The organism is Allobosea sp. Root670 (assembly GCF_001429415.1).
Taxonomy (GTDB): domain Bacteria; phylum Pseudomonadota; class Alphaproteobacteria; order Rhizobiales; family Beijerinckiaceae; genus Allobosea; species Allobosea robiniae.
Genome location: NZ_LMJU01000015.1, coordinates 567,042 through 591,165, shown reverse-complemented (window position 1 = coordinate 591,165; position 24,124 = coordinate 567,042). Strand labels below are relative to the sequence as shown.

Here is a 24,124-nt window from a genome sequence, read left to right as displayed (position 1 = left end):
CTGCGAGCGGTCCATGCGACCTCAGATTTATCTCAATGCAATAGAAGTTCGTGGATTTTGATAAATCAAAGGATATCCTGTCAAGGCCATCGGCCTGGTTTCCTCAGACGCGCGAGATGGCGTGGGCAGCGGCGATGACCAGCGAGGAGAAGCGCGAGACGACCTCCTCGTGGCTGTAGCGCGAGGTCGAGGTCGCGATGTTGACGGCGGCCTCCGGGCGGCCGTGATGGTCGACGACCACCGCGGCGATCGAGGCATCGCCGAGATAGACCTCCTCGAAGGCGGTCGCGTAGCCCTGGGCGGCCGACTGGCGCAATTTCTCGCGCAGGGCCTCGCGCTCCCAGGTCGTCGAGGGCGTATGCGCCCTGCGGTCGGACGCATCGATGATCGCCATCGCCTCGCTCTCGGGCAGGCGCGACAGCATCGCGATGCCCGGTGCGGTGGCATAGGCGGGCATGCGCGTGCCGATGATGACGTCGGTGTTGAGGACGTGCCGGCTCAGGAAACGCGAGACGAAGATGATCTCGGTCTCTTCCCGCACGGTGAGGTTCACCGTCTCCTCCGTCTCCTTGCTGAGATGCATGAGATAGGGCATCGCCCGGTCGAGCAGGCGGCTGCTGCGCACGAAATGATAGCCGAGATCGAGCGTCTTGGCGGTCAGCTCGAAGCGCTTGGTCTGCGCATCCTTGCGCAGGTAACCGAGCCTGGTGAGCGTATGGGTGAAGCGCTGGGCCGCGCTGACATCCATCCCCGTCTCGGAGGCGACCTGCGACAGGTTGAGCGTCGGGTGCTGGCGGCCGAAGGCGGAGAGCACCCGGAACGCCTTCTCGACCGAATTGACCATCAGCGCGTCGTCCTTGCGGCCGGCCTGATCGGGCGGCTGCGCCGCGCGCTTGCGGCCGGTCTGTGTCTCTTCGGGGATCGTCATCGGGCCTGCTCTCCTCGGCGCGATCAATGGCTGCGGCTAACGATCTTGACAAGCTGGGTCGTTCGCGCAGAATAAGCAATAGAAATTATCGCATTGCAATAAAAACTCATCGGAGAGCGCTATGAAGGACTCTGTTCTGGTCGAGCTGCGTGGCGCGGTCGGCATCATCACGCTCAACCGCCCCGAGATCCTGAATGCCTGGAACGCCCCGATGCGCGAGCGGCTGGTCGCCTGCTTCGACGAGCTGGAGGCGAACGAGGCCGTCCGTGCCATCGTCCTGACGGGCGCCGGCGAGCGCGCCTTCGGCGCCGGCCAGGACCTGAACGAGACCAAGACCTTCGATCCCGACCGCGCCGAACTCTGGATGGGGGAATGGGAGCGGCTCTATGACCGCATGCGCTCGCTCTCCAAGCCGCTGATCGCGGCGCTGAACGGCGTCGCTGCTGGTTCCGCCTTCCAGGTGGCGCTGCTCTGCGACCTGCGCATCGGCCATGACGGGGTCACCATGGGCCAGCCCGAGATCAATTCCGGCATCGCCTCGGTCACCGGCCCCTGGATCATGAAGGAAATGATCGGGATCGCCCGCACCATCGACCTGACCCTGACCGGGCGGATGATGGATGCCGACGAATGCTTCCGCATCGGCCTGATCAACCGGATCGTGCCGAAGGAACAGGTGATGCAGGCCTCGCTCGCGCTGGCCGAGGAGCTCGCCGGCAAGCCGCCGGTCGCCATGCGCCTCAACAAGGCCCGCTTCCGCGAGGTCACCGAGGAGAGCTTCCGCGAATGCCTCGCCGCCGGCATCCGCAACCAGCGCGCGGCCTACGCCACCGGCGAGCCGGCGCGGATGATGGAAGAATTTCTCGCCAAGCGCGCGGCGCGCAAGACCGCCTGACCATCTGACCACCCACGGGGAAATGCGGAAAACCGCTTGTAAGGGGAGAAGACGATGACGAACCTGACCACGAAGCCGACCCGGCGCACCCTGCTGGAACTCGCCGGCGGCGTTGCTGCCGGCGCGGTCGCCGCGCCTTACCTGTCGGGCACGGCGCGTGCCGCGACGCAGATCACGGTCGCCGATCCTGGCGGCCCGTTCGGCCCGGCTTTCCGCAAGGCCTTCTACGACCCGTTCGAGAAGGCGACCGGCAACAAGGTCGTCAATGTCGCCCGCGAGGCCGAGCCCACCGCCCAGTTCAAGGCGATGGTCGAGACCAAGTCCTATACCTGGGACGTCTGCACGCTGACGCTCTCGGCCCGCGACATCCTCAAGAAGCAGGGCCTGCTCGACCCGATCGGCTTCTCGCATGCCGACGTGCCGAAGCTGATGCCGGAAGCGATCTCGGCCGAGTTCATGGGCACGGACGTCTACTCGACCGTCTTCGCCTATCGCACCGACCGCGTGAAGAACGCACCGGCGAGCTGGACCGACTTCTTCAATGTCGAGAAGTTCCCCGGCCGGCGCGCGCTGCGCAAGAACCCGATCGACACGATCGAGCAGGCGCTGCTCGCCGACGGCGTGCCGCTCGACAAGCTCTATCCGCTCGATATCGAGCGCGCTTTCAAGGTGCTCGACAAGATCAAGCCGCATGTCGCGGTCTGGTGGACGGGCGGCGCCCAGTCGACGCAGCTCCTGCAGAGCGGCGAGGTCGACATGCTGCCGGGCTGGAACGCCCGCCTGCAGGCGGCGATCGACGGCGGCACGCCGGCAAAGATCGTCTGGAACCAGGGCCTCTACTCGATCGAGGGCTGGGGCCTGCCGAAGGGCGGCCCGAAGGCGGATGTCGCGCGCCAGTTCATCCGCTTCTGCTCCGATCCGAAGGCGCAGGCCGCTTTCACCGAGGCGCTTGCCTACGGCCCGACCAATCTCGACGCCTACCAGACGATCGCAGCGGATCGTGCCAAGGTCCTGCCGACCTCGCCGGAGAACCTGAAGCAGATGGCGATCGCCAACGAGGATTGGTGGAGTGCCAACCGCTCCAAGGTCACCGAGCGCTTCAACGCCTGGCTGCTGGCCTGATGGTGACGGGGGCGGGGGCCGGGATGGCTGTGCGCGAGCCGAACACGGGCAAGCTGGTCATCGAAGGACTTGGCAAGCGCTATGGCGCGACCACGGCCCTCGAGCCCAGCTCGCTCAGCGTTGCCGAGGGCGAGTTCCTCACCTTGCTGGGGCCTTCGGGCTCCGGCAAGACGACGCTGCTCCAGCTCATCTGCGGCCTCGTCGAGGCCAGCGAGGGCCGAGTGGTGATCGACGGGCGCGACCAGTCGAACATGCCGGTCCACCAGCGCGATATCGGCCTCGTCTTCCAGCACTACGCTCTGTTCCCGCACCTGACCGTGGCGGAGAACATCGCCTTTCCGCTCAAGATGCGTGGGCGTCCCTCGGCCGAGATCGCCGGCCGGGTCGCGTCCACGCTCGACATGGTCCATCTCGGCCATCTCGCCGGGCGCTTCCCGCGCGAATTGTCCGGGGGCCAGCAGCAGCGCGTCGCGCTGGCGCGCTGCTTCGTCTACCAGCCTTCGATCATCCTGATGGACGAGCCGCTCGGCGCCCTCGACAAGAAGCTGCGCGAGCACATGCAGATCGAGATCAAGCGTTTGCACCGCGAGAGCGGCGCCACCATCGTCTACGTCACGCACGATCAGGAAGAGGCGCTCGCGATGTCCGACCGCATCTGCCTGATGAACCACGCGAAGATCGAGCAGCTCGGCACGCCGCGCGAGATCTACGAGCGCCCGCGCACGGCCTTCGCCGCCGATTTCATCGGCATCTCCAACATCTTCCGCGGCAGCTGGGACGGCAACGGCGCGCTCGATACCCCGCATGGCCGCTTCGCCCTGCCGCGTGGCGCCCATTGCCAGAGCAAGGATGCGGCGCTGGTCATCCGGCCCGAGAACCTCCATCTCGGCGAGCGCGACGGCAACGCCGTCAGCGGCCGGGTCAGCGAGATCGTCTATGCCGGCTCGGAGACGCGCGTGATCGCCGCGCTCGGCGATGGCAGCCCGCTCGTGCTGCGGCTCGGGCCGGACGATCCGGTGCCCGCCATCGATCAGGCCATCGTCGCCGGCTGGGCCCGCGACAAGGCGGTGCTGGTCGCATGAGCGCGGTCGCGGCACGAGCGGCTCCGGCGCGCCGGAGCGGGTTCCGGTTCGGCCCATTGTGGCTCGCGGTCCCCGGGCTCCTCTTCCTCGCGGTCTTCTTCGCCTGGCCGGTGGCGCAATTGCTCGGCCTCAGCGTCGTCGATCCCGAGAATGGCGGTTTGTCGACCGAGTCCTATCGGCGCATCGCCGCGACCGACGTCTATCTGCGCGTGCTCGGCATCACCTTCCGCATCGCCGGCTGGACTGCGCTCTGGTCGCTCCTGATCGGCTATCCGCTGGCCTATTGGCTGGCGCGTTTGCCGGACATGTTCCGCGGTCGCATGCTGCTCTTCGTCATGGTGCCGTTCTGGACGAGCTATCTGGTCAAGACCTTCGCCTGGATGATCGTGCTCGGCCGCAGCGGCATCATCAATTCGCTGGCGACGGGCTCCGGCCTCGTCGACCAGCCCCTGCCGCTATTGCACAACATGTTCGGCGTGATGGTCGGCATGGTCCATGCCATGGTGCCGCTCGCGGTGATGACCATGCTGCCGGTGATGACCGGCATCGACCGCCGCCTCGTCCAGGCCGCGCAGACGCTGGGCGCCGCGCCGGCGCGAGCCTTCTGGCTGGTCTATTTCAAGCTCTCGCTGCCGGGCGTCGCGGCGGCCGGCCTGCTGGTCTTCATCTCCTCGCTTGGCTTCTTCATCGTGCCGGCCTTCCTCGGCGGGCGGCAGGAGACGATGCTGGCGCAGCTCATCATCACCCAGGTGCAGGAGCTGCTGAACTGGTCCTTCGCCGGGGCGCTGGCCGCGATGATGCTGGCGGCGGCGCTGGTCTCCTGCTGGATCTACGACCGGCTCTTCGGCATCTCGACGATTGCCGGCGGCTCGGCGCAGGCCGGGGCCGGGCGCATCCGCGATCTCGGCCTCGCCATCCTCGGGGTCGTGGGCGACATTGCCGGGCGCGCCGCCGCCTTAGCACAGCGCGTACTAGGCAAGCGCGTCTGTGCCGCGCTGCTGCCGGGCTTCTGCTGGCTCGTCATCGGCTTCCTCGTGCTGCCGACGCTCTTGGTGATCCCGCTTGCCTTCACCTCCTCGCAATTCCTCGAATTCCCGCCGCCGGGCTACGGAATCGGCTGGTTCCGCACCTATTTCGAATCGCCGCTCTGGATTCAGGCGACGATCCGCTCCTTCATGGTCGCCTTCGCCACGGCGCTGGCTGCGACCGCGATCGGCGGCTTCGCGGCGCTGGCGCTGGCGCATAGCCGCACGCGCTGGAGCGGGCTGATCTTCGCCTTCTTCCTCGCGCCGATGATCGTGCCGCGCATCGTCATCGCGGTCGGGCTGTTCTATCTCTTCGCCCGCATCGGTCTCGTCGCCACCGATCTCGGCCTGATCATCGGCCACACGGTGCTGGCGATCCCGTTCACGCTCGTCACCATCGCCGCCGTGCTCAAGACCTATGACCAGCGGCTCGACCAGGCGGCGGCGACCCTCGGGGCCAACCGCGTCCGTACGCTCACGGGCGTGACGATCCCGCTGGTGAAGGGCGGCCTCGTCGCGGCCTTCCTCTTCGCCTTCATCACCTCCTTCGACGAACTGACCATCGCGATCTTCATCTCGGGCGGCGTCAAGACGACCCTGCCGAAGCAGATGTGGGACGACATGATCCTGCAGCTCAACCCGACGCTTGCTGCGGTTTCGGTCGTCGTCTTCGTGGTGGTGACGGTGATGCTGCTCCTGGCCGAACGCTTCCGCTCCTCCTCTTCTTCCTGATCCTGTCGACCGAAGCGCAACCATGACCTCCCCAGACCAAGACGGCTTCGTAGGCCTCCTGACCGCGCGCGCAGCCGCCGAGCCGGACCGCATCTATGCCCGCTTCGGCGGCGAGCCGGTGAGCTATGGCGAGATCGAGCGGCGCTCGGCCGCCTTCGCGGCGCATCTGCGGGCGCAGGGCATCGTCGCGGGCGACCGCGTCGCGGTGATGATGCGCAATTCCATCGCGACCATCGCCGTGGTCTTCGGTCTCGCACGGGCCGGCGTCGCCTGGGTGCCGGTCAATGCCCAGCAGCGCGGCGAGGGGCTGAACTATCTCCTGACGCATTCCAGCCCGCGCCTCGTCGTGGCCGATGCCGAGCTCGCGCCGCAGATCGCCGAAGCGATGGGGCCGGATGCGACCCTGCCGGTGCTACTGCATGCGCCGGGCGGTGCGCTCGATGCCGTGCTCTCCGCTCCCGCCCGCTTCGACGAGCCAGCCCCGGTAGCCGATGCCGTCTTCGCGATCATGTACACCTCCGGCACGACCGGGCGGCCGAAAGGCGTGATCGTCTCGCACCGCATGCTGCGGCTGGCGGCGGAGAGCGTCGTCCGCCTGTCCGATGCAAAGCCGGGCGATGTCTTCTTCGTCTGGGAGCCGCTCTATCATATCGGCGGCGCCCAGCTTCTGCCGCTGCCGATGATCCGCGACGTGACGCTGGCCATGGTCGAGCGCTTCAGCGCCAGCCGTTTCTGGACGCAGGTCCGGGAGGAGGGCGCGACCCATATCCACTATCTCGGCGGCATCCTGCAGATCCTGCTGAAGCAGCCGCCTTCCGCTGGAGATCGCGAGCATGGCGTGCGCATCGCCTGGGGGGGCGGCTGCCCGGCCGATATCTGGCCGCAGTTCCGCGATCGCTTCGGCACCGAGATCCGCGAATGCTACGGCATGACGGAAGCCTCCAGCCTGACCACCTGCAATACCAGCGGCGTGGTCGGCTCGGTCGGGCGGCCGATGCCCTGGTTCTCCGTCAGGCTGCTCGGTGGCGAGGGCAAGCCCGTCGCGGCGGGCGAGCGCGGCGAGATCGTCGTCGAGACCAGCATCCCCGGCGCGATCTTCCCCGGCTATCTCGACAATCCCGAAGCGACGGCGAAGGCCCTGCGCAACGGCGCGCTCCATACCGGCGACCTCGGCTCCTTCGACGCCGATGGCAATCTCTATTTCCACGGCCGCATGACCGACAGCGTGCGCTGCCGCGGCGAGAACGTTTCGGCTTGGGAGGTCGAGCACGTTGCCGCCGAGCACGACGCGGTCGAGGATTGCGCCATGATCGGCGTTGCCGCCGATATCGGCGAGCAGGACATCAAGCTCTTCGTCAAGCCGCGTCATGGCGCGATCATCGATCCGCAGGCCTTGTCCGGCTGGCTCGGCCAGCGGCTCGCACCCTACCAGAACCCGCGCTACATCGCCCTCGTCGACGAGTTCGAGCGCACGGCGAGCCAGCGCATCATGAAGCACAGGCTCTCGCCCCGGCTCGACGATTGCTGGGACCGGGCCGGGACGGGGCGCTGACATGGCCGGCTGCGACATCCTCATTTCAGGCACCGGCGGTTTCGCCGCACGGATCGCCTTCGACATCGCCGCCACGGCCCGCGAGCCGGTCGATGTGGTCATCGCCGGCCGCAATCTCGAACGGCTGAACTGGCTGCGCACGGCTGCCAATGCCCGCGCCGCGCTCTTCGGAGCGAAGGCGCGCTTCACCACTCATGCGATCGATCTGCTGGCCCCGGACGCCTCAGACACGCTGCTCGCGGCGACCGGCCCGCGCATCGTCGTGCAGGCCGCCTCGATCCAGACCTCGCAGGTGATCGCCCAGAGCGGCAATGCCTGGACGCGCCTCGTCGCCGAGGGCGGCCTGAGCGCGACGGCCGTCTTTCAGGCGCTGATCAGCGCCCGCGTCGCTGCCGCCATCACACGCTGCGGCAAGCCAGTGACCTTGGTCAATTGCAGCTTCCCCGACGTGGTCAACGGGATGATCCGCGCGATGGGGCACGAGGTCGCCTGCGGCATGGGCAATGTCGCGATCCTGTCCAACGTCTTCGCCGGCTCGGCCGCAGTGCCTGCCGGCACCGCGGTCAAAGTTCTCGCGCATTACCAGAACCTTTCAGCCTGGCGGCGCCGTCCCGAGGAACGCGACGGACGCGCCCCGCGCGTCTGGCTGGATGGCGAGGAGGTCGCCGACGTCTATGCCCGCTTCGCCGATATCCAGCTCACGCCCGAGCCGGTGATCGAGATTTCCGGCGCGAGCGGCGTGCCGATGCTGCTCGCCATGGCGGCGGGCCGGCCTTGGCAGGGGCATGTGCCCGGCCCGGACGGCTTGCCCGGAGGCTATCCTGTCCGGCTCGCGGGCGGCAGGCTCGAACTCGACCTGCCGCCGGGGCTGACGCGCGAGGACGCCATCGCCTGGAACGCGTCCTTCGAGGCGGCCAACGGCCTCGTCGTGTCGTCCCAGGGGAGGGCGAGCTTTACCGGCATCCTCGGCGGCAGGGTTGCGGGTCACATTCCGGAGCTGCGGGATGGGTTCGACATCCGCGAGCTGGAAGCCGTTTGCGAAACGCTTCTCGGCTTGCGCGAGACCTTGATGCGAAGCGCGTAGCCCGCGTTGCCGCGGATTGTGCCGCTATACGGGGCGTGCCACTATTCCGCCTCATTCGCGGCGGGGTTCCTTATGAGCAACACATCGACCGGCGGATTTTCCGCCGCGCCCGGGCAGTTTCGCATCGGCTCGGTCATGAACAAGACTTTCGCGATCCTCGGACGACAGTTCGGCAAGTTCGCCCTGCTGGCGCTTGTGCCGATGATCCCGATCTTCCTGCTGACGCTGGGCGCGCTGTCGTCGGGTGCCCCCTCGCCGTCGGGCATCGCCTTCGGTGCGGTGCTGACCGGGCTCCTGACCTTCGTGCTCCAGACCGTGGCGCAGGCGACGAGCCTTTACGGCGCCTTCCAGGAGATGCGCCAGCAGCCCTTCACGATCGGCGACTCCCTGCGGATCGGGCTCGCACGTGCCGTTCCCGTCATCGGTGTCGGCATCCTCGTCGGTCTCGCGACCGGTCTCGGCTTCCTGCTCTTCGTCGTGCCGGGCGCCATCATCGGCTGCATGCTCTATGTCGCGATCCCCGCCTGCGTCATCGAGAAGACCGGGGTGACGGCGAGCATGAGCCGCAGCGTCGCGCTGACAAAGGGCTATCGCTGGCAGATCTTCGGACTCTTCCTGCTGGTCATCGTCATCGCCCTGGTCGGCGCTCTCGTGCTGGCGCGGATCGGTGGCGGCGGCCTGATCGGGGATATTCTCGGCTTTGCCTGGCAGGTCATCTCGACCGCTTTCGGTGCCGTGCTCTCGGCCGTGATCTATCACGACCTGCGCATGGCCAAGGAAGGTATCGACCTCGATACGCTGGCGAGCGTCTTCGACTGACGCAAGCTTGCCGAACTGCGGCAGGCCCTTACGGGCCGGTCGCAGCCGGCTCGTTCTTGTCGGCGCGGTAGCGGCCGAATTGCTGTTCGCCTTCGAGATGCGCCCGCTCGGCTGTGTAGAAGGCCCTCAGGAAATCGAGCGTCTCGACTGGCGGAACCTCTTCCGTCCAGCCGATCTTGCGGCGGATCTTCTCGCAGACCTGGCGCTGCATGCTGTGCGTGTCGGGTGAGGACGGGCGGCGCAGCAGTTCCTCCAGAACCTGCAATTCGAAGACGCCATAGGCGTCGAGCTGCTTGCGGCTGAAGACGAAGCGGCTCTGCGCCTCCGCCAGCTCGGCCAGTAGCGCCCGCCGCGGCACCGAGATGACCATGGTCCCGCCGATCAGGTCGCCGGCCCGCAGGTGGTCGCGGTTGAAGAAGGGCAGGGCCGAGAGGGCGACCGCCCAGCCGAAATAGCTCGCCGCCGTCCAGAATTCCGCGCCGGCCCCGATCTTCGGCACGGCGAAGAACAGCCCGAGCGGCAGGAAGATCTCGACCTCGCGCGTCAGGTTGCGGGCGACGATCGCGCCGGGCAGCAACGGGCCGCCGCTGCGGTCGATCACCTTCAGGTTGACGATGCGCTTGCCCGGCGTCGCGCCCTGGCTCTGCAGCTCGAAATGGATGAAGTAGAGGTTCCGGAGCAGGAAGGACAGGAACAGCACGACCGTGACCGTCACAGAGCCGGTGACACCGTGGAGCAGGGTGAGGCCCAGCACGAGGAAGAGCAGGGCGGTCGCCAGCATCCAGAACAGGAAGTCGATCAGGAAGGCGACGAGCCGCTCGCCATGGTTGGCGATGTCGACCTCCAGCGTCACACCCTCCGGCGTACTGATCTCGCGCCGGTTGCGGGTGGTGCCGTCGAGCAGGCGGTTGATGCGGTCAAGTCGCTGGGCCATGCTTCAGCGCCTGCCGCTCAGGAGGAAATAGGCGGTCCACAAGGCGCCGGTCGCCGCGCCGATCGCCAGCCGCCAGGGCGTCGAGGCGATGAGCTGGCGCAGGCCGCCCTCGATGATCCCCGCGACGAAGAGCATAAGCACGGCCCCGCCCGCGAGCCCGGCCGCCGCCTTGCCGGCCATGGCCAGGCTGTCGAGGCGGCTGTAGCGACCCGGAAACAGGATCTTCTCTGCGATGACGAGCCCGCCGGCGCCGCATAGGATCAATGCGCCGATCTCAGTCACGCCATGGATCGAGATCCAGCCGATGAAATCGACGAGCAGGCCGCGATTGTAATGCAGCGCCAGGAAGGCGCCGAGCACGAGGCCCTGATAGCCGAGCAGCAGCAATGTCGGCACGCCGCCGAGCACGCCGAGCCCGAAGGTCATGATTCCGATCGTCGCGTTATGCCGGAACAGGAAATTGGCGAAGACGACGAAGGAATCGACGAAGCCGGGCCAGGGCGCGAAGATCTCGGTCCGGCGTAGCTGGTCGGCGGTGCTCGCGGCCCCGCGCCCGCCGGCCATGCTCTCGGGCACGAGCATGCCGAACCAGGCTTCGTTGGGCAGCACCATCAGGTAGCCGATGGCGATTCCGGCGGCGATGGCGAGCGTCGCCAGCAGGATGTGCCAGCCGGCCGCGCGGACGGCAGCCGGGAAGCCGCGCTTCAGGAAGCCGCCGAGCGCTTCGAGGATGCCGATGCGCGGCCCGTAGACGACGAAGAAGGCGCGCAGCACCAGCCCTTCGAGATAGAGGATGAGGTTGCGGTCGAGCGCGATCGAGCGGGCGACGGAAAGCGAAGAGGCCGCGGTCCGATAGAGCAAGGGCAGTTCCTGCAACTCCTCGGCGGAGAGGCGCGACAGGCCCTTCTTCTCGACACGCGAGACGAGACCGTCGAGCATCCGCCAGGCCGTCTCGCGGCTGCGGCGGAATTCGGCGCTGCGCAGCGTCACGGTCGCGACCGGGGCCGGTGGCGGAGCGGCGGAAGGGCGAAGCGGTTCTATAGCAGCCCCCTCTGCTTGATCGTAAGGTAGCGGTTGACGAGACCGACGGCGAGGCCGCGTGGCGGGATTTCCAGGCAATGCACGCCCATCCGTGCCAGCCGCTCCAGCACGACGGCGCGTTCGCGCTGCAGGTCGCGCGCGACGACCGCCTCGGCGACCGGCCGGAAGCCCGCGGGCTCGGCCTCGACGATATCGGCCAGCAGCGGGTCGCGCAGCGTGACGAAGATCACGGCATGGCGGTTGGCCATGCGCTGCAGGCTTTCGAGCAGCAGCCCCGCTGTCGTCGTGTCGATGAACTCGGTGAACAGCACCACCAGCGCCCGGCGCTTCAGGCGGGTGTTCAGCTCGGCGAGGCCGAGGGTGAAATTGGTCTCTTCGGCACGGTAGCCGAGCTGGCCGGACGCATTCTGGAGCCTGGCGAAGGCGTTTCGGCCGGGCGAAGGCTGGAGATATTGCCGGATGCGTGAATCGAAGCCGAAGGAGCCGACATGGTCGCCGCTGCGCAGCGCGACCCAGCCGAGCAGCAGCCCGGCATGGATGGCATGGTCGAGCCGCGGCAGGCCGTCGATCGGCTCGGCCATCAGGTACCCGGTATCGAAGGCGAGCACGATCTGGTGGTTGCGCTCGATCCGGAATTCCTTCGACAGCAGCTTGAGATGCTTGGCCGAGTGTTTCCAGTCGACGAAGCGGTTGTCGAGCCCCTGGACATGGTCGCGCAGCGCCTCGAACTCGGTGCCTTCGCCCTTCTGGCGCTGGACCTTGATGCCGTCGATCGCATCGCGGCTGAAGAACTGCACGGCGGCCGAGGCGATGCCGCGGATATCGGGCACGACGTCGATCGTGAGCGCCTGCGGCCGACGCTGGCTCCGGCCGGCGAGACCGAGCGGCCCGCGCCAGCGCAGCCACAACGCCTCGATCGTGATCCGCCCGCGCCGGAGCGGACGCACCCGCAGCGTGACCGAACCCACGGCTCCCGGCGGGACATCGAGCCGAGCTGGCTCGGGCGGCGCGGTGTCGCCGCTCTGCTCCGGCAGGACCTGGATCGACACCGCCCGCGACGCACCTTCGATCGCGGCGCTGACGCTCAATTGCCCCTCGCTGCCGATATACAAGCGCGGCGGCGCATCGACTGTCAGCGAAAGCCGCGACGGCCGGGCACAGAGCAGGGCATCGAGCCCGATCAGCGCCAGCACGAACAGGCCGAGATCGAGCGCGATCGGCCAGAGCGTCTGGTCATGGATCATGAGGCCGATGGCGACCGGCACGGTCGCCCCGAAGAGCAGCACGGCGCGCGGGGTCGGCCTGATCATCGCGGCACGGCAACCTGATCGATCAGTTCCAGGATGACCTTGTCGCTGACCAGCCCGTCGATCTCGGCATTCGGCGCGAGCACGATCCGGTGCCGCAGCAGCGGCAGGGCGATGCCCTTGACGTCGTCGGGGATGACGAAGTCGCGCCCCTGCGTCGCGGCCCGCGCCCGGCTGGCCGAGGCCAGCATCGTCGCGGCGCGGGGCGAGGCGCCGGTCTCGATCGCCGGATGGTTGCGGGTCGCGCGGATCAGGTCGACGATATAGCCGACCAGAGGCTCGCCGAGCGCGATCCCGCCGACCAGCGCCCGCGCCGCCAGCAGGTCCTGCTCAGAGACGATAGAGGCAAGGCCGAACTCCGCGAGCTTCGGCATGGCGGCGCGGTGCCCGTGCCGCGCGACGATGGCGAACTCCTCCTCGCGGCTCGGATAGGCGAGGTTGACCTTGAACAGGAAGCGGTCGAGCTGCGCCTCGGGCAGCGGGTAGGTGCCCTGCTGCTCGATCGGGTTCTGCGTCGCCACCACCATGAAGGCCTCGCCCAGCGGATGGGTCGTGCCGTCGATGGTGACATTGCGCTCGTTCATCGCCTGCAGCAGTGCGGCCTGCGTCTTGGGCGGCGTGCGGTTGATCTCGTCCGCGAGCAGGATGTCGGTGAAGATCGGGCCGCGCGTCAGGTTGAAGCTGCTGGTGCGGAAATCGAAGAGATTGGTGCCGAGCAGGTCACCCGGCATCATGTCCGGCGTGAACTGGATACGCCCGAAGCGCAGCGACAGCCCGGCGGCGAAGGATTGCGCCAGCAGGGTCTTGGCCGTGCCCGGCACGCCCTCCAGCAGCACATGCCCGCCGCAGAGCAGGCTGACGAGCATCAGCTCGACGACCTCGTCCTGGCCGACGACGGCTTTGCGGATTTCGCCGCGAAGCGCTTCAGTGATCGTCGAGACGTCGCGGAGTTCCATGCGGCAGGTCCTTGCGCCAGTGATGGAGGGCCTGCGCCGCGGCGAGCAGCGAGGCGAGATTGCGGGGGCCGGCCGCAGGGCTGTCGCCCAGCCCTGAGAGGGGTTTCGGATCGATGCCGCGCGCCTCGGAGGCCCGCGCGAGCCACTCGGTGAGCGCGGCACCTTCGAGCCCGGCGGGAGCGCGCAACGCCCGCGCCGCGTCCTGGAGCGTCATCGCGATATAGCGTTGCAGGATCGCGCCATGGTGCCCGGCATAGTCGACCAGCGCCGCAGCATTGCCGATCAGAGCATGCCGGCCGGCATCGAGCCGGCGCGGCGCCGGCAGCGGCGCGCCGAAGCGCCCCATCGCGGCCCAGAGCAATAGCGCCACGGCAGCGAGGATCTGGACGAGCACCAGGTTGAGCGGGAATTCATAGAGGAACTTCAGCAGGTTCGGCGGCGATCTTCTGAAGCCGTGGATGGTCTCGTCGAAGACCAGCGTGCCGCTTTTCCCGTCCAGCAACGCGGCGACGATGTCGCGTGCGAAGGTGGCGTTCCCGCCCTTGCCGATGCCGTGGTTCTCGATCGGGTCGGGATCGGCCAGAATGAGCGTCCGACGATTGCCCTGCCGCAACTCGCCGAGCAGGATGCCGTCCGGCGTCGAGATCAGCGGCGTGAGGTTGGAGCCCTTGATCAGCTGGAGCTCGCCCTGAACGGTCGGGTCCGCCGCTGAAATCGTCTTCTGGAAGGAGGCCGGCGGCTTGGTCCGGACGATGTCGCCGCCGCTGACGGCTGCGCCGAGCACGGATTGGACTTGTAGCACTGGAGCCAGTTCCGCCTCGCCGATCCAGTCCTTGCGCCGCTCGCCCGGTTTCACGGTCCATTTCGGCAGGACGAGCAGGATGCGGCCGGCGATCCGGAGCTTGTTGCGATTCTCCTCGCCCGCGAGGTTCCCGGAGGGCTCGGCAAGGACGAGCACGCCATTCTCGCCGACGGCGGCAAGCGGACGGTCCTCGGCTTGCACCGCCTTGTGGCCGAGACCCTCGAGCAGTTCGTGGAAAGCGAGATGCCCGACGGCGGAGCTGGAATAGCTGTTGGCGCCGGAGGCGAGGCCGCCCGCCTCGCGCCCGCCCATCCCCGTCAGCAGCAGAGATGCCGCGAAGAGTGCGAAGAGCGCGGCAGCGAGTGCGGCCAGAACGCGCGGCTGGAAGGTTATTCCCCCCATCAGGCCGGCCCTGTCGCAAGGGAGCGCCGCAGCGTCTCGAATTCCTGCCGGCAGCCGAGATAGTCCTTCTGCCCGGCCGGCCGCCCGCCGAAATACGTTTGCTCGACCGATTGCACGATCGCGCCGAGCGCGCCGGTCCCGCTCTGCGGCAGGGCAACCCGGCGCAGGATCTCGCGGCTGGTCAGCGACACCGCGAAACTGGTGCCGAGCCGCAATCGGATTTCGGCGAGGCTCTTCAGCAGCAGCACATGCATGGCCTCGCCATACTGCCCTCGTCTGGCGAGATCGTCCGCCTCGAGCTGTGCTTCCTCCATCCGGCCGGAAGGGTCGGAGAAGCCGGACATTGTCTCGGCCGCTTTGATCCGGCGCGAGCGGCTGAAGGCGGGCAGGCTGTCGCGCAGCGACCAGAGCGTCACGGCCACGCCGAGAATGACGGCGCCCCAGAGCAGGATGCGCAGCGTATCGGGCGAGAGGTCGAATTTCAGCCAGTCGAGCCAGCCCGGCTGGCGTGGCTCGGGCGCCGGCATTGTCGTCTGGATATCGTGGCGGCGGATGGCCAGCCTGACGATCTCGCCCGCATCGCTGGCGGCCTGCGCCACGCCGCTCAGGGTGACGGCGCAGAATGCAACGAGCAGGAGAGGCAGTCGCTTCACAACCTTCGAATCCGTCGGCGGCCGAAGGGCACTATGGCGAAGAAACCGGCCGCGCCATAGCCGGAGAATGCACGGCGGGGCGATATGCCCCGCCGGCCTATGCGATCAGTTCAGGCTGGCGCGCTTCATGAAGGCGCCGGCCTTCATGATCAGCGGGATATGCCGGCCCTGACGGGTCAAGAGCGAGAGATCCTTCAGCGGGTCGCCGTCGACGACGATGAGGTCGGCATGGGCGCCGGCCGCGACCGTGCCGATCAGGCCTTCCATCTTCAGGAGCTTCGCTGCGACATGGGTCGCCGAGGCGATGACCTCATGGGCCGGCAGGGCGCGGCCGCGGATCACGAACTCCTCCGACTGGTACTTGTGCATCTCGCCGAGCAGGTCGCTGCCATAGGCCATGGTCAGGCCGGCCTTCCTCATGATCGCGAGCGATTCCATGCCGGCCGAACGCACGACATCGACCTTGGCGACCGAATCCGGCGGGAAGCCGAGCTTCGGCCCGTCCGAGACCAGCTTGTCATAGGTCACCAGCGTCGGCACGGCGACGGCACCCTTTGCGGCGGCGAGCTTCGCCGTCTCGGCCTTGATCAGGTTGCAATGCTCGAGCGAATGCACGCCGGCCTCGACGCAGCGGCGGATGGCGTCGTCGGTATAGACATGGGCCGAGACATAGGTGCCGGCCATCCGGGCTTCCTCGACCACGGCCTCCAGCTCGCTGACCGAAAAGCCGAGGAAATGGATCGGGTCGGTCGGCGAGGCGCAGCCGCCATTGGCCATGATCTTGATAAAGTCGGCGCCGCCCTTCAGCTCCTCGCGTGCGGCGCGGCGGACCTGATCGACGCCGTCGCAGATGCGGCCGAGCGCGCCGAGGCGATGGCGCTCGATCACGCTCGGGCGGTCGTCATAGCGGCCGCGGAAATCGGCATGGCCGCCGGTCTGGCTCAACGCCTTGCCCGAGATGACGAGGCGAGGCGTTGGGAAATCGCCTTCCTCGGTCGCCTGCTTCAGGCCGAAATCGGCGCCGCCGACATCGCGCACCGTGGTGAAGCCGCGCATCAGCATCGCCCGCATGATCCCGAAGGAACGGGCGGTGACCAGCGAATCCGGCAGGCGGGAATTCGCGCCGAGATCGGCGAGGCAGGCGATGACATGGACATGGGCGTCGATCAGGCCGGGCATCAGCGTCTTGCCCTTGAGATCGACGACCTTGGCCTTGGCCGAGGTCACCGACTTGCCGACCTCGCGGATGGTGCCGCCCTCGACGAGGACGCTGACGGGTGCGCCCGCTTCCGGCGCCGAGCCGTCGACGATGCGGGCATTGGTGAAGAGGGTGGAAGCCACGGGCTTGTTCCTTCGAAACGGCTAAAGGGAGGAGATCAGGCGGCCTTGTTGGCGGCACGCGCGGCGAGGAAGCCGGGTACCAGCAGCGGCGCCAGCCGCTCGACCGGCGCGACATGCTCTTCGCGGTAATGGTGCTCGGGGGCGAGCAGGTTGATCGTGCCGACCACCTTCCCGTCATAGATCGCGGGGATGTTGATGACGGAGCCGAGCCCCATGCTCTCGATCAGTTCATGATCGAAGAAGGCCCAGCGGATGCCGGCCTTGTCCTTGCCGAGATAGGGCTGGCGGCCGTCCAGCACATGCTTGCCCCAGGGCGTCGGGCCCATCGTCTTGCGGCCGGAGACCGGGTACTCGGTCGGCCGGTTGGAAAAGATGCGCGCGACCTCCTGCCCGTCGACATAGAGCAGCGTGAACAGCTCGTGGCCGACGAGGCGGCGGGTGATGTCCTCGAAGGCCTTGAAGACCGTATCGGGCTGGCCGGGCTCCTTGATGAGCGCGGAGAGGGTGGCGAGATCGTCGGACATGGGCAGGCCTTCGGTTCAAGCGGCGGTCGGAGGGACCGGCGCTTTGGGGATACGCTCGGGAAGAATGCCCTGCGGCTTGAGGTGCAGGACGAGGATGAGGGCGATGCCGATCAGCATCTCGCGCGTGGCGGCGAGCTGGACCGGCTGCAGGCCCGGCACCCATTCGGTGATGAAGCGCGTCGCCTCCAGGAAGATCACGACGAGATAGGCGCCGAGCACGGCTCCGCTCGGCCGTCCGACGCCGCCGGCGGTGACGGCGAGGAAGATGTAGATCGTGATCAGCGGCTGGAAATGGTCCGGCGAGACATAGGATTGGAAATGCGCGTAGAGCGCGCCGGCCAGCGCCGCGATCGCGGCCGAGAGCGCGAAGGCCTGGAGCTTGAAGCGTAAGACCGGCTTGCCGGCGAAGGCCGCGAGCTGCTGGTCTTCGCGGATCGCCTTCAAGGCGCGGCCATAAGGCGAGGCGTCGAGCCGGCGCAGCAGCGCCCAGACGATCACCAGCACCAGCGTCGCGACGCCGAGATAGAAATAGGCGAAGTTCTGCGTGCCGAGCTCGGCCTTGAGCGGCGCCTTGATGCCGGAGATCCCGTCCGAACCATTGGTCAGCCAGCGCTCGTTCAGCGCGACGAGACGGATGACCTCCGCAAAGCCGAGCGTCACGATGGCGAGGTAGTCGTCGCGCAAGCGTAGCGTCGCGAAGGTGACGACGAGTCCGACCGCCGCGCCCACCACGAGCGCCGCCCCCCAGCCGATCAGCACGGGTGCGCCTGCCCCGGTCGCCAGCGCCGAGGCATAGGCGCCGACGGCGAAGAAGCCGGCGAGGCCGAGATTGACGAGGCCGGCGCTGCCCCAGATCAGGTTCAGGCTGAGCGCGAGCAGGCCATAGATCGCGCAGAGCGTCAGGGTGAAGATCAGATAGGACAGCATCAGGCGGCCCTTTCCCCGAGGAGGCCGCGCGGCCGGAAGGTCAGCATCAGCAGGATCGCGACGAAGCCGACGCCGGTGCGGTAGGTCGCGGGCACCACGAGCAATGCCAGCTCCTCGGCGATCCCCAGCATCAGCGCACCTGCGACCGCGCCGGGGATCGAGCCCAGACCGCCGAGCACGGCCGCGGCGAAGACCGAGAGCAGCACGCGATAACCGGTGAGCGGGTCGATCGAGGTGTCCAATCCGATCAGCACGCCGCCGACTCCGGTCAGGCCTGCGCCGAGAAACAGCGTGACGATCGCGATCTTCGCGGGGTCGATGCCCTTGAGCCGGGCGAGGTCGGGATTGTCGGCGACGGCGCGCATCGCCTTGCCGAAGCGGGTATAGCGCAGGAACAGGAACATCGCGGCCATGATCGCGACGGCGAGCAGCAGGCTCTGGAGCTGCTGCGGGCCGATGCGCAGGTCGCCGAAGCGCATGTCGCGCGCGATCGGCAGGTCATAGCCGCGCATCTCGTTGCCGAAGATGAAGCGGACGATGTTCTCCAGCACGAGATTGAGCGCGATCGAGGCGATGGCCACGATCAGCGCGCCGTTGCCGCGCAGGCGCTTCAGCGAGGTTTCCTCGGCGACGACCCCGACGAAACCGGTCACCGCGAAGGCGACGAGGAGCGCGGCAGGTATCGGCAGCCCCATCGCGACATTCGCCCACCAGGCGGCAAAGGCGCCGATGGTGGCATAGGCCGCGATGGCGAAGTTCGGATAGCGCAGCACCGCGAAGATGGCGGAGAAGCCGATGGCCGGGACGGCGATCAGCGTCCCGGTCATCACCCCGTTGATGAGCGCCTGCAGGAGCTGGCTCACGCGATCTTCACCAGCGCCAGCTTGCCTGATTGCACCTGCTCGTAGCGGAACTGGCAATCGGCGATGTCGCCGGTCTCGGTGAAGTCGCAGGGGCCGCTGGCGCCGTCATAATCGACCGGCTGCTTGGCGGTGATCGCCTTAAGCCCGTCGAGCGCGTTGTCGACCTTGGCGCCGCCCTGCGCCTGGCTGACCTTGCGGACCGCATCCTTGATCGCGGTGCCCGACGTATCGCCGGCGATGGCGATCGCCATCAGGATCAGGTTGATCTGGTCGTAGACCTGGGTGGTGTAGGGATCGGGCGAGGCGACGCCGATCATCTTGACCAGCCTTGCATAGGCCTTCGAGCCTTCGGCCGGCGAGGGCGCGATGGTGAAGGTCTTGTCCACGACCTCGGCCGGCACACTCTCGACCAGCTTCTGGTTGACGGCATAGCCGAACGCGACCTTCAGCCCCGTATAGCCGGCGCGATAGGCGTCCTTCAGCATCACCGCCGTGTCGGGCGTATAGCCGCCGAAGATGATCGCGTCGGGCTTGAAACGCAGAACCTCGTCGATCTCGCTGCGATAGGCCGGCTTCTTGTCGTCATAGATCAGCGAGCCGGTCTCGCCGCCTGCCTTCTTCACGGCCTCGGTGATGTTGTCGAACTGGCTCTTGGCGAAGGGCGTCTGCGGCGAGAGGAAGAAGACGCGCTTGGCCTTCGCGGCGATGCAGAACTCGCCGAACTTGCGGCCCTGCAGCGTCGTGTTCGGCTGGGTGCGGATCAGGTAGCCCTGATGCGGCAGCTGTGTGATCGAATCGGCGCCGGAGACGGTGGCCAGGAAGGTCTTCGATTCCCAGCAAAGCGGGGCGACGGCGGTGGTGACCGCGGAGGACCAGGTACCGAGGATGGCCGAGACCTTGTCGACATCGATCAGCTTGCGGGCGGCGCGCACGCCGGCTTCCGGGCTGGTCTGGTCGTCTTCCGAAATCAGCTCGATCTTGCGGCCGAGCACGCCGCCGGCGGCATTGACCTCGTCCACCACGGCCTTCACCGCCTTGACCATGACAGGGCCATAAGGGCCGCCGGCGCCGGTGAGCGGCGTCAGCGTGCCGATCTTGATCGGGGCGCCCTGGGCGAGCGCGCGGCCGGGCAGCGCTGAGAGGCCGGCAAGTGCGGCGGCGCCAGCCAGAAGCGTGCGGCGGTCGGTCGTGAAAGCGGTCATGATGTTCCCCTGTTGTCTTGTTGGTTTGATGTCGTGTCGGCGTCGTCCTAGCCGCCGAGGAAGAGCCGGCGGATTTCGGGATCGGTGGCGAGCGCGGGGCCCGCGCCCTCGCGGCTGTTGCGGCCGGAAACCAGCACATAGCCGCGCGTCGAGATCTGCAGAGCTTCGAGCGCATGCTGCTCGACCATCAGGATCGGCAGGCCGCCCTTGTTGAGGGCGACGATCGCGTCGAACAACTCGTCGGCGGCTTTGGGCGAGAGCCCCGCCGTCGGCTCGTCGAGCAGCAGCAGGGCAGGGGCGTTCATCAGCCCCATCGCCATGGCGAGGATCTGGCGCTGGCCGCCGGAGAGCGTGCGCGCCAGCGCCTTGCGCTTCTTCGCCAGCATCGGATAGCGCGCATAAAGCTCCTCAGCGCGTGCGCCGACTTGGCCCGGCTCCTGGAAGCCACTGATCTCGAGGTTCTCGGCGACCGTCATCGCGCCGAAGACGTTGCGTTCCTGCGGTACGAAGCCGATGCCGGCTTTGGCCCGGCCGAGCGCGTTCTCGCGGGTGACGTCGTCGCCCTTGAGACGGATCGTGCCGTCGCGCGCCTGGACAAGGCCAGCGATGGTCTTGAGCAATGTCGACTTGCCGGCGCCGTTCGGGCCGATGATCGAGACGATCTCGCCGGGCGCCACCGTGAGCGAGGTGCCTTTCAGGATCTGCTCGGCCGCGCCATAGCCGGCAACGACGCCGTCGACGACGAGCAATTCGCCTTGTGCCGCGCTCAATGACGCCTCCCGAGATAGGCTTCCTGCACGCGGGTGTCAGTGGCGACCTCGTCGAACGTGCCCTGCGTCAGCGTCTTGCCCTCGGCCATGACGATGACGGGCGCGCAGAGCTTCCGGATCAGCCCCATGTCGTGCTCGATCAGGCAGATGGTCAGCCCGTCGTTGTTGAGCGCCACGAGATGCGCGGCGATCTGCTCTGTCAGGCTCGGATTGACGCCGGCCATCGGCTCGTCGAGCAGCAGCAGCTTCGGCTCGGCCATCAGAGCGCGGCCGATCTCGACCAGCTTCTTCTGGCCGCCGGAGAGCGCGGTGACGGGATTGTCGAGCACATGGTCGAGCTTCAATCGGCGGGCAATGCCGAAGGCGCGCTCGGACAATTCCGCCTCGCGTCGTTTGGCCCCGCCCGTGCCGATCAGCCCGGCCAGCAGGCCTTCGCCCGGCTGGTCGGCGCCATAGAGCATCAGATGCTGGAAGACGCTGAGCTTGGGAAAGCCGCGCGCGAGCTGGAAGGAGCGCACCAGCCCCGCCGCGACGAGCTTCTCCGGCGGCATCCCGGCCGTTTCCGTCGTGCCGAGCCGGACCGAGCCGGCCTGCGGCCGGTAGAGCCCGGAGACCGCATTGAACAGGGTCGACTTGCCGGCTCCGTTCGGCCCGATCAGCCCGGTGAATGAGCCCTGCGGCACCGCGAAATCGACGCCGCGCAATACCTGCACGCCGTAGAAGCCGAGCTTCAGCCCCTGGATGGTCAGTGCAGCCGTCATGCCGTCGCCGTCTTGCGCCGGCCGGTGAGGGCGGCCGCGGGTTTCATCGGGAAATGCTGCCGGACCTGCTGCTTCCAGAAGCCGAGCAGCCCCTCGTAATAGGCCGGGTCGTTCGGCCGCAGCACGGTCTGGCTGATCATGCCGCGCACCAGGCACATCGTCGCGTTCATCACGGTGCGGGTATGGTCGGGGTCGGTGCCGGCGCGGGCCGCGAGCGCGGTCCAGACCGCGTCGAGCCCGGCATGGAATTCCTTGACCGTCGGAATGAGATCGGCGCGGAAGGCCGGGTTGTGGCGGGCCTCCGGCAGATATTCCATCGTCACGTAGAACAGCCGGTCGTCCATCATCCGCCAGGCGTAGTCGACGATCTCGTCGCTGGAGCCGCCGCGCGCCATGAAATCTTCGGCGAAGCGGTGCAGGTCGCGGGCTGCCTTGCCCAGCATGTCGGCGACGGAGGCGCTGATGATCGCCTCACGGCCGGCGAAATGATGGGTCAAAGCTCCGCGGGAGACGCCGGCCATGCGGGCGATCTCCGGGGTGGTGGTGCGGGCCAGCCCCTGGTCGTGCAGCAGGTCGATGGTCGCGTTCATCAGCCGCGCGGATGTCTCCGCGCTGCGCTCCTTCTGCGATCGTCGCTTGCCGGAAACCCTCATGCCGACCTCGCTCCCCTGACGATTGGAAAACGGTGTGACTCAACTTACAAACAGTCAAGCCTGTTTTTTGAAAGCCGAGAGAGTGTCCTGAATGCGGGACCTGTCGTGACTTTCAAAGGAGCGGGCATCCCGGGCGGAGCGCAGCGAATCGTCGTCATGGTCGGGCTTGTCCCGGCCATCCACGTCTTTATTGATGCCGTGCGGTGTCCAAGGCATGGATGCTCGCCACAAGGGCGAGCATGACGTGAGCTGGAACCGCGCCTTCGCGGAAAGGATCCTACCAGGGCCGCCGCGGCCCGGTGTCGATATGGATCAGGCCGTTCCAGTAGACATGATGGCCACCGACCTCGGGCATGGCGCGCACCCATTCCAGCACGGCGCGGGGCCTGGCGCCGGGGACGCGGAAATCCATCGCCTGGCAGCCCTTGTGATAGGAGCCGCGCCGGGCGCGCCAGGGCGGCCGCCAGGTTGAGGTCACCTTAACCGCCCCGTACTTGTCGGCGATCTTGCCGAGAATCTGCTTCAGTTCCTGCGGCAGGCAGGCGGTCGAGGTGCCGGGATCGGTCGAGATGCCCGGTCGTTCCGCTCGTTCGTTCGGATCGAAATCCGGCTCCGCGCCGGCTTTCTGGCCGGGCGTCAGCTTCGGCCATTCGACACCCTCGTCGTCATCCGGCTCGCCGGGATTGGGCGGGGAGGATGGCGTCGGCGGCGTCTCCGATCCCTTTGTCACCGCAGGTGTCTCTTCGGAGAAGGCCAGCGCGGGCGTATCGGGGGCGGAGGCGCGCGGCGTCGGCGGCGGTACTACGATCGGCGGCAGTTTCGGCGTGCCTTCGAGATCGAGGTCGAACGGGCGCTGCGGCGGTAGCGGCGCGCGCATCGGCTCGCCGTCCTGAGCGCGGATAACGGTCGTCGAGAGCAGCAGGGCGAGCGCCGGCATGGCCAGAACCCGCGGAAGGCCGGCGCGGGTCATCGTGCCGTCATGCGTCCGGATTCAGCTGGCAAGGAGGAGGGGCGAGGGGCACGAAACATCGCAGGCCTTTCGGGGAGAGCGCTCGCACAGCCGGCAACGATTCGGCAGGGTGAACGGATGATTGCCGTTCCCGCATGCCGAAAGCAGGCGGTTTTGTCGGATTTTCGCCACTGCTCTGCAGGGCGATGGCGGGACGTGGCCGGATTTTGCCGCATTCTGCGCTGGGTTCAACCCGGATACGGCGATTGTGCGGCGCGGCGGAGTCTTGCTTCATTCTAATCGAGGGTCTAAGCGACTGGGACAGCGCGCCGCCCCACGGCCGTCTGAAGTGAGTTCGACCATGCAAGCTGCCACGGTGCCTTCCATCCTGAGCGACTACCTGCCTCTGGTGCTGTTCATCGGCGTCTCGGCGGTCATCGGCCTGGCCCTGCTCATCGCGCCCTTCGCGATCGCCTATTCGAAGCCGGATGCGGAAAAGCTCTCGGCCTATGAATGCGGCTTCAACGCCTTCGACGATGCGCGCATGAAGTTCGATGTCCGGTTCTACCTGGTCGCGATTCTCTTCATCATCTTCGATCTGGAGGTCGCGTTCCTGTTTCCCTGGGCCGTCGCCTTCGGCGGGCTCGGCTGGTATGGCTTCTGGTCGATGATGATCTTTCTCGGCGTGCTCACCGTGGGTTTCATCTACGAGTGGCGCAAGGGCGCGCTGGAGTGGGACTGACTGTCGGGTTGCGAGGCGGCGCTCCGCTTTCGATCCGGCAGGCAAAGGTTCACAAGGA

Annotated in this window: 24 protein-coding genes; 8 read left to right on the top strand and 16 right to left on the bottom strand. The window is 67.5% G+C overall.

Translation table 11 applies throughout. From position 1 onward, the window contains the following. Positions 1 to 103: 103 nt before the first annotated feature. Positions 104 to 928 (bottom strand): IclR family transcriptional regulator, encoded by an 825-nt coding sequence (locus ASE61_RS15250; protein WP_244492852.1) that lies wholly within the window; start codon positions 926 to 928, stop codon positions 104 to 106. Between the two features lie 121 nt (positions 929 to 1,049). On the opposite strand from ASE61_RS15250, the gene ASE61_RS15245 reads away from it, so the two are divergent. From ASE61_RS15245 to ASE61_RS15215, 7 genes are all read left to right on the top strand, one after another. Further along, a complete protein-coding gene (locus tag ASE61_RS15245; RefSeq protein ID WP_061968208.1) occupies positions 1,050 to 1,823 on the top strand; it encodes an enoyl-CoA hydratase/isomerase family protein in 774 nt (257 codons plus the stop codon). Between the two features lie 54 nt (positions 1,824 to 1,877). Continuing rightward, entirely contained in the window at positions 1,878 to 2,945 is a 1,068-nt protein-coding gene (locus ASE61_RS15240; RefSeq protein WP_061968206.1) for an ABC transporter substrate-binding protein, read from the top strand. 23 nt (positions 2,946 to 2,968) lie between these two features. Continuing rightward, positions 2,969 to 4,027, top strand: a complete 1,059-nt coding sequence (locus ASE61_RS15235) for an ABC transporter ATP-binding protein (RefSeq protein ID WP_061968204.1) — start codon at positions 2,969 to 2,971, stop codon at positions 4,025 to 4,027. Continuing rightward, positions 4,024 to 5,784 carry an ABC transporter permease subunit gene (locus ASE61_RS15230; protein WP_061968202.1) on the top strand — a complete coding sequence of 587 codons (1,761 nt, stop codon included), beginning with the start codon at positions 4,024 to 4,026 and terminating at the stop codon, positions 5,782 to 5,784. Before ASE61_RS15235 ends, ASE61_RS15230 begins: the two co-directional genes overlap by 4 nt. Positions 5,785 to 5,806: 22 nt before the next feature. Next, positions 5,807 to 7,336 (top strand): class I adenylate-forming enzyme family protein, encoded by a 1,530-nt coding sequence (locus ASE61_RS15225; RefSeq protein ID WP_061968201.1) that lies wholly within the window; start codon positions 5,807 to 5,809, stop codon positions 7,334 to 7,336. A 1-nt stretch (position 7,337) separates the two neighbouring features. Continuing rightward, on the top strand, positions 7,338 to 8,420 hold the full coding sequence (locus tag ASE61_RS15220; protein WP_061968199.1) for a hypothetical protein: 1,083 nt from the start codon (positions 7,338 to 7,340) through the stop codon (positions 8,418 to 8,420). A 72-nt stretch (positions 8,421 to 8,492) separates the two neighbouring features. After that, positions 8,493 to 9,239 (top strand): hypothetical protein, encoded by a 747-nt coding sequence (locus ASE61_RS15215; RefSeq protein WP_061968197.1) that lies wholly within the window; start codon positions 8,493 to 8,495, stop codon positions 9,237 to 9,239. A 28-nt stretch (positions 9,240 to 9,267) separates the two neighbouring features. Here ASE61_RS15215 and ASE61_RS15210 read toward each other — a convergent pair whose 3' ends face one another. The 15 genes from ASE61_RS15210 to ASE61_RS15140 all read right to left on the bottom strand — a co-directional run bounded on the left by ASE61_RS15210 (position 9,268) and on the right by ASE61_RS15140 (position 23,345). Further along, a complete protein-coding gene (locus ASE61_RS15210; RefSeq protein WP_061968196.1) occupies positions 9,268 to 10,173 on the bottom strand; it encodes an RDD family protein in 906 nt (301 codons plus the stop codon). A 3-nt stretch (positions 10,174 to 10,176) separates the two neighbouring features. Further along, on the bottom strand, positions 10,177 to 11,163 hold the full coding sequence (locus tag ASE61_RS15205) for a stage II sporulation protein M (protein ID WP_244492851.1): 987 nt from the start codon (positions 11,161 to 11,163) through the stop codon (positions 10,177 to 10,179). A gap of 47 nt (positions 11,164 to 11,210) precedes the next feature. Continuing rightward, positions 11,211 to 12,524: a DUF58 domain-containing protein gene (locus ASE61_RS15200; protein ID WP_061968194.1), complete on the bottom strand. Its 1,314-nt coding sequence runs from the start codon at positions 12,522 to 12,524 to the stop codon at positions 11,211 to 11,213. Then, positions 12,521 to 13,477 carry an AAA family ATPase gene (locus ASE61_RS15195; protein WP_061968192.1) on the bottom strand — a complete coding sequence of 319 codons (957 nt, stop codon included), beginning with the start codon at positions 13,475 to 13,477 and terminating at the stop codon, positions 12,521 to 12,523. The genes ASE61_RS15200 and ASE61_RS15195 overlap by 4 nt, the downstream gene beginning before the upstream one ends. Further along, positions 13,446 to 14,681: a DUF4350 domain-containing protein gene (locus ASE61_RS15190; protein ID WP_061968191.1), complete on the bottom strand. Its 1,236-nt coding sequence runs from the start codon at positions 14,679 to 14,681 to the stop codon at positions 13,446 to 13,448. Before ASE61_RS15190 ends, ASE61_RS15195 begins: the two co-directional genes overlap by 32 nt. Next, a complete protein-coding gene (locus ASE61_RS15185) occupies positions 14,681 to 15,334 on the bottom strand; it encodes a DUF4129 domain-containing protein (RefSeq protein ID WP_061968189.1) in 654 nt (217 codons plus the stop codon). The genes ASE61_RS15190 and ASE61_RS15185 overlap by 1 nt, the downstream gene beginning before the upstream one ends. A 105-nt stretch (positions 15,335 to 15,439) precedes the next feature. Next, positions 15,440 to 16,675: a metal-dependent hydrolase family protein gene (locus ASE61_RS15180; RefSeq protein WP_061968188.1), complete on the bottom strand. Its 1,236-nt coding sequence runs from the start codon at positions 16,673 to 16,675 to the stop codon at positions 15,440 to 15,442. A gap of 35 nt (positions 16,676 to 16,710) precedes the next feature. Further along, positions 16,711 to 17,199 carry a GAF domain-containing protein gene (locus tag ASE61_RS15175; RefSeq protein ID WP_061968186.1) on the bottom strand — a complete coding sequence of 163 codons (489 nt, stop codon included), beginning with the start codon at positions 17,197 to 17,199 and terminating at the stop codon, positions 16,711 to 16,713. Between the two features lie 15 nt (positions 17,200 to 17,214). Then, positions 17,215 to 18,126 carry a branched-chain amino acid ABC transporter permease gene (locus tag ASE61_RS15170; protein WP_061968184.1) on the bottom strand — a complete coding sequence of 304 codons (912 nt, stop codon included), beginning with the start codon at positions 18,124 to 18,126 and terminating at the stop codon, positions 17,215 to 17,217. Beyond that, positions 18,126 to 18,989 (bottom strand): branched-chain amino acid ABC transporter permease, encoded by an 864-nt coding sequence (locus ASE61_RS15165; protein ID WP_244492850.1) that lies wholly within the window; start codon positions 18,987 to 18,989, stop codon positions 18,126 to 18,128. The genes ASE61_RS15170 and ASE61_RS15165 overlap by 1 nt, the downstream gene beginning before the upstream one ends. After that, positions 18,986 to 20,191, bottom strand: a complete 1,206-nt coding sequence (locus ASE61_RS15160) for an ABC transporter substrate-binding protein (protein ID WP_061968182.1) — start codon at positions 20,189 to 20,191, stop codon at positions 18,986 to 18,988. The genes ASE61_RS15165 and ASE61_RS15160 overlap by 4 nt, the downstream gene beginning before the upstream one ends. A 47-nt stretch (positions 20,192 to 20,238) precedes the next feature. Next, positions 20,239 to 20,961 carry an ABC transporter ATP-binding protein gene (locus ASE61_RS15155; protein WP_244492849.1) on the bottom strand — a complete coding sequence of 241 codons (723 nt, stop codon included), beginning with the start codon at positions 20,959 to 20,961 and terminating at the stop codon, positions 20,239 to 20,241. Beyond that, a complete protein-coding gene (locus tag ASE61_RS15150; RefSeq protein WP_061968180.1) occupies positions 20,958 to 21,722 on the bottom strand; it encodes an ABC transporter ATP-binding protein in 765 nt (254 codons plus the stop codon). Before ASE61_RS15150 ends, ASE61_RS15155 begins: the two co-directional genes overlap by 4 nt. Beyond that, entirely contained in the window at positions 21,719 to 22,312 is a 594-nt protein-coding gene (locus ASE61_RS15145; RefSeq protein ID WP_244492848.1) for a TetR/AcrR family transcriptional regulator, read from the bottom strand. Before ASE61_RS15145 ends, ASE61_RS15150 begins: the two co-directional genes overlap by 4 nt. A gap of 340 nt (positions 22,313 to 22,652) precedes the next feature. Next, the gene (locus tag ASE61_RS15140) at positions 22,653 to 23,345 is read right to left on the bottom strand and encodes a YcbK family protein (RefSeq protein ID WP_061968176.1); all 693 of its coding nucleotides are present in this window, start codon (positions 23,343 to 23,345) and stop codon (positions 22,653 to 22,655) included. A gap of 340 nt (positions 23,346 to 23,685) precedes the next feature. Here ASE61_RS15140 and ASE61_RS15135 point away from each other — a divergent pair, with 340 nt between their 5' ends. Continuing rightward, entirely contained in the window at positions 23,686 to 24,066 is a 381-nt protein-coding gene (locus ASE61_RS15135; RefSeq protein ID WP_061968175.1) for an NADH-quinone oxidoreductase subunit A, read from the top strand. Positions 24,067 to 24,124 lie beyond the last annotated feature (58 nt).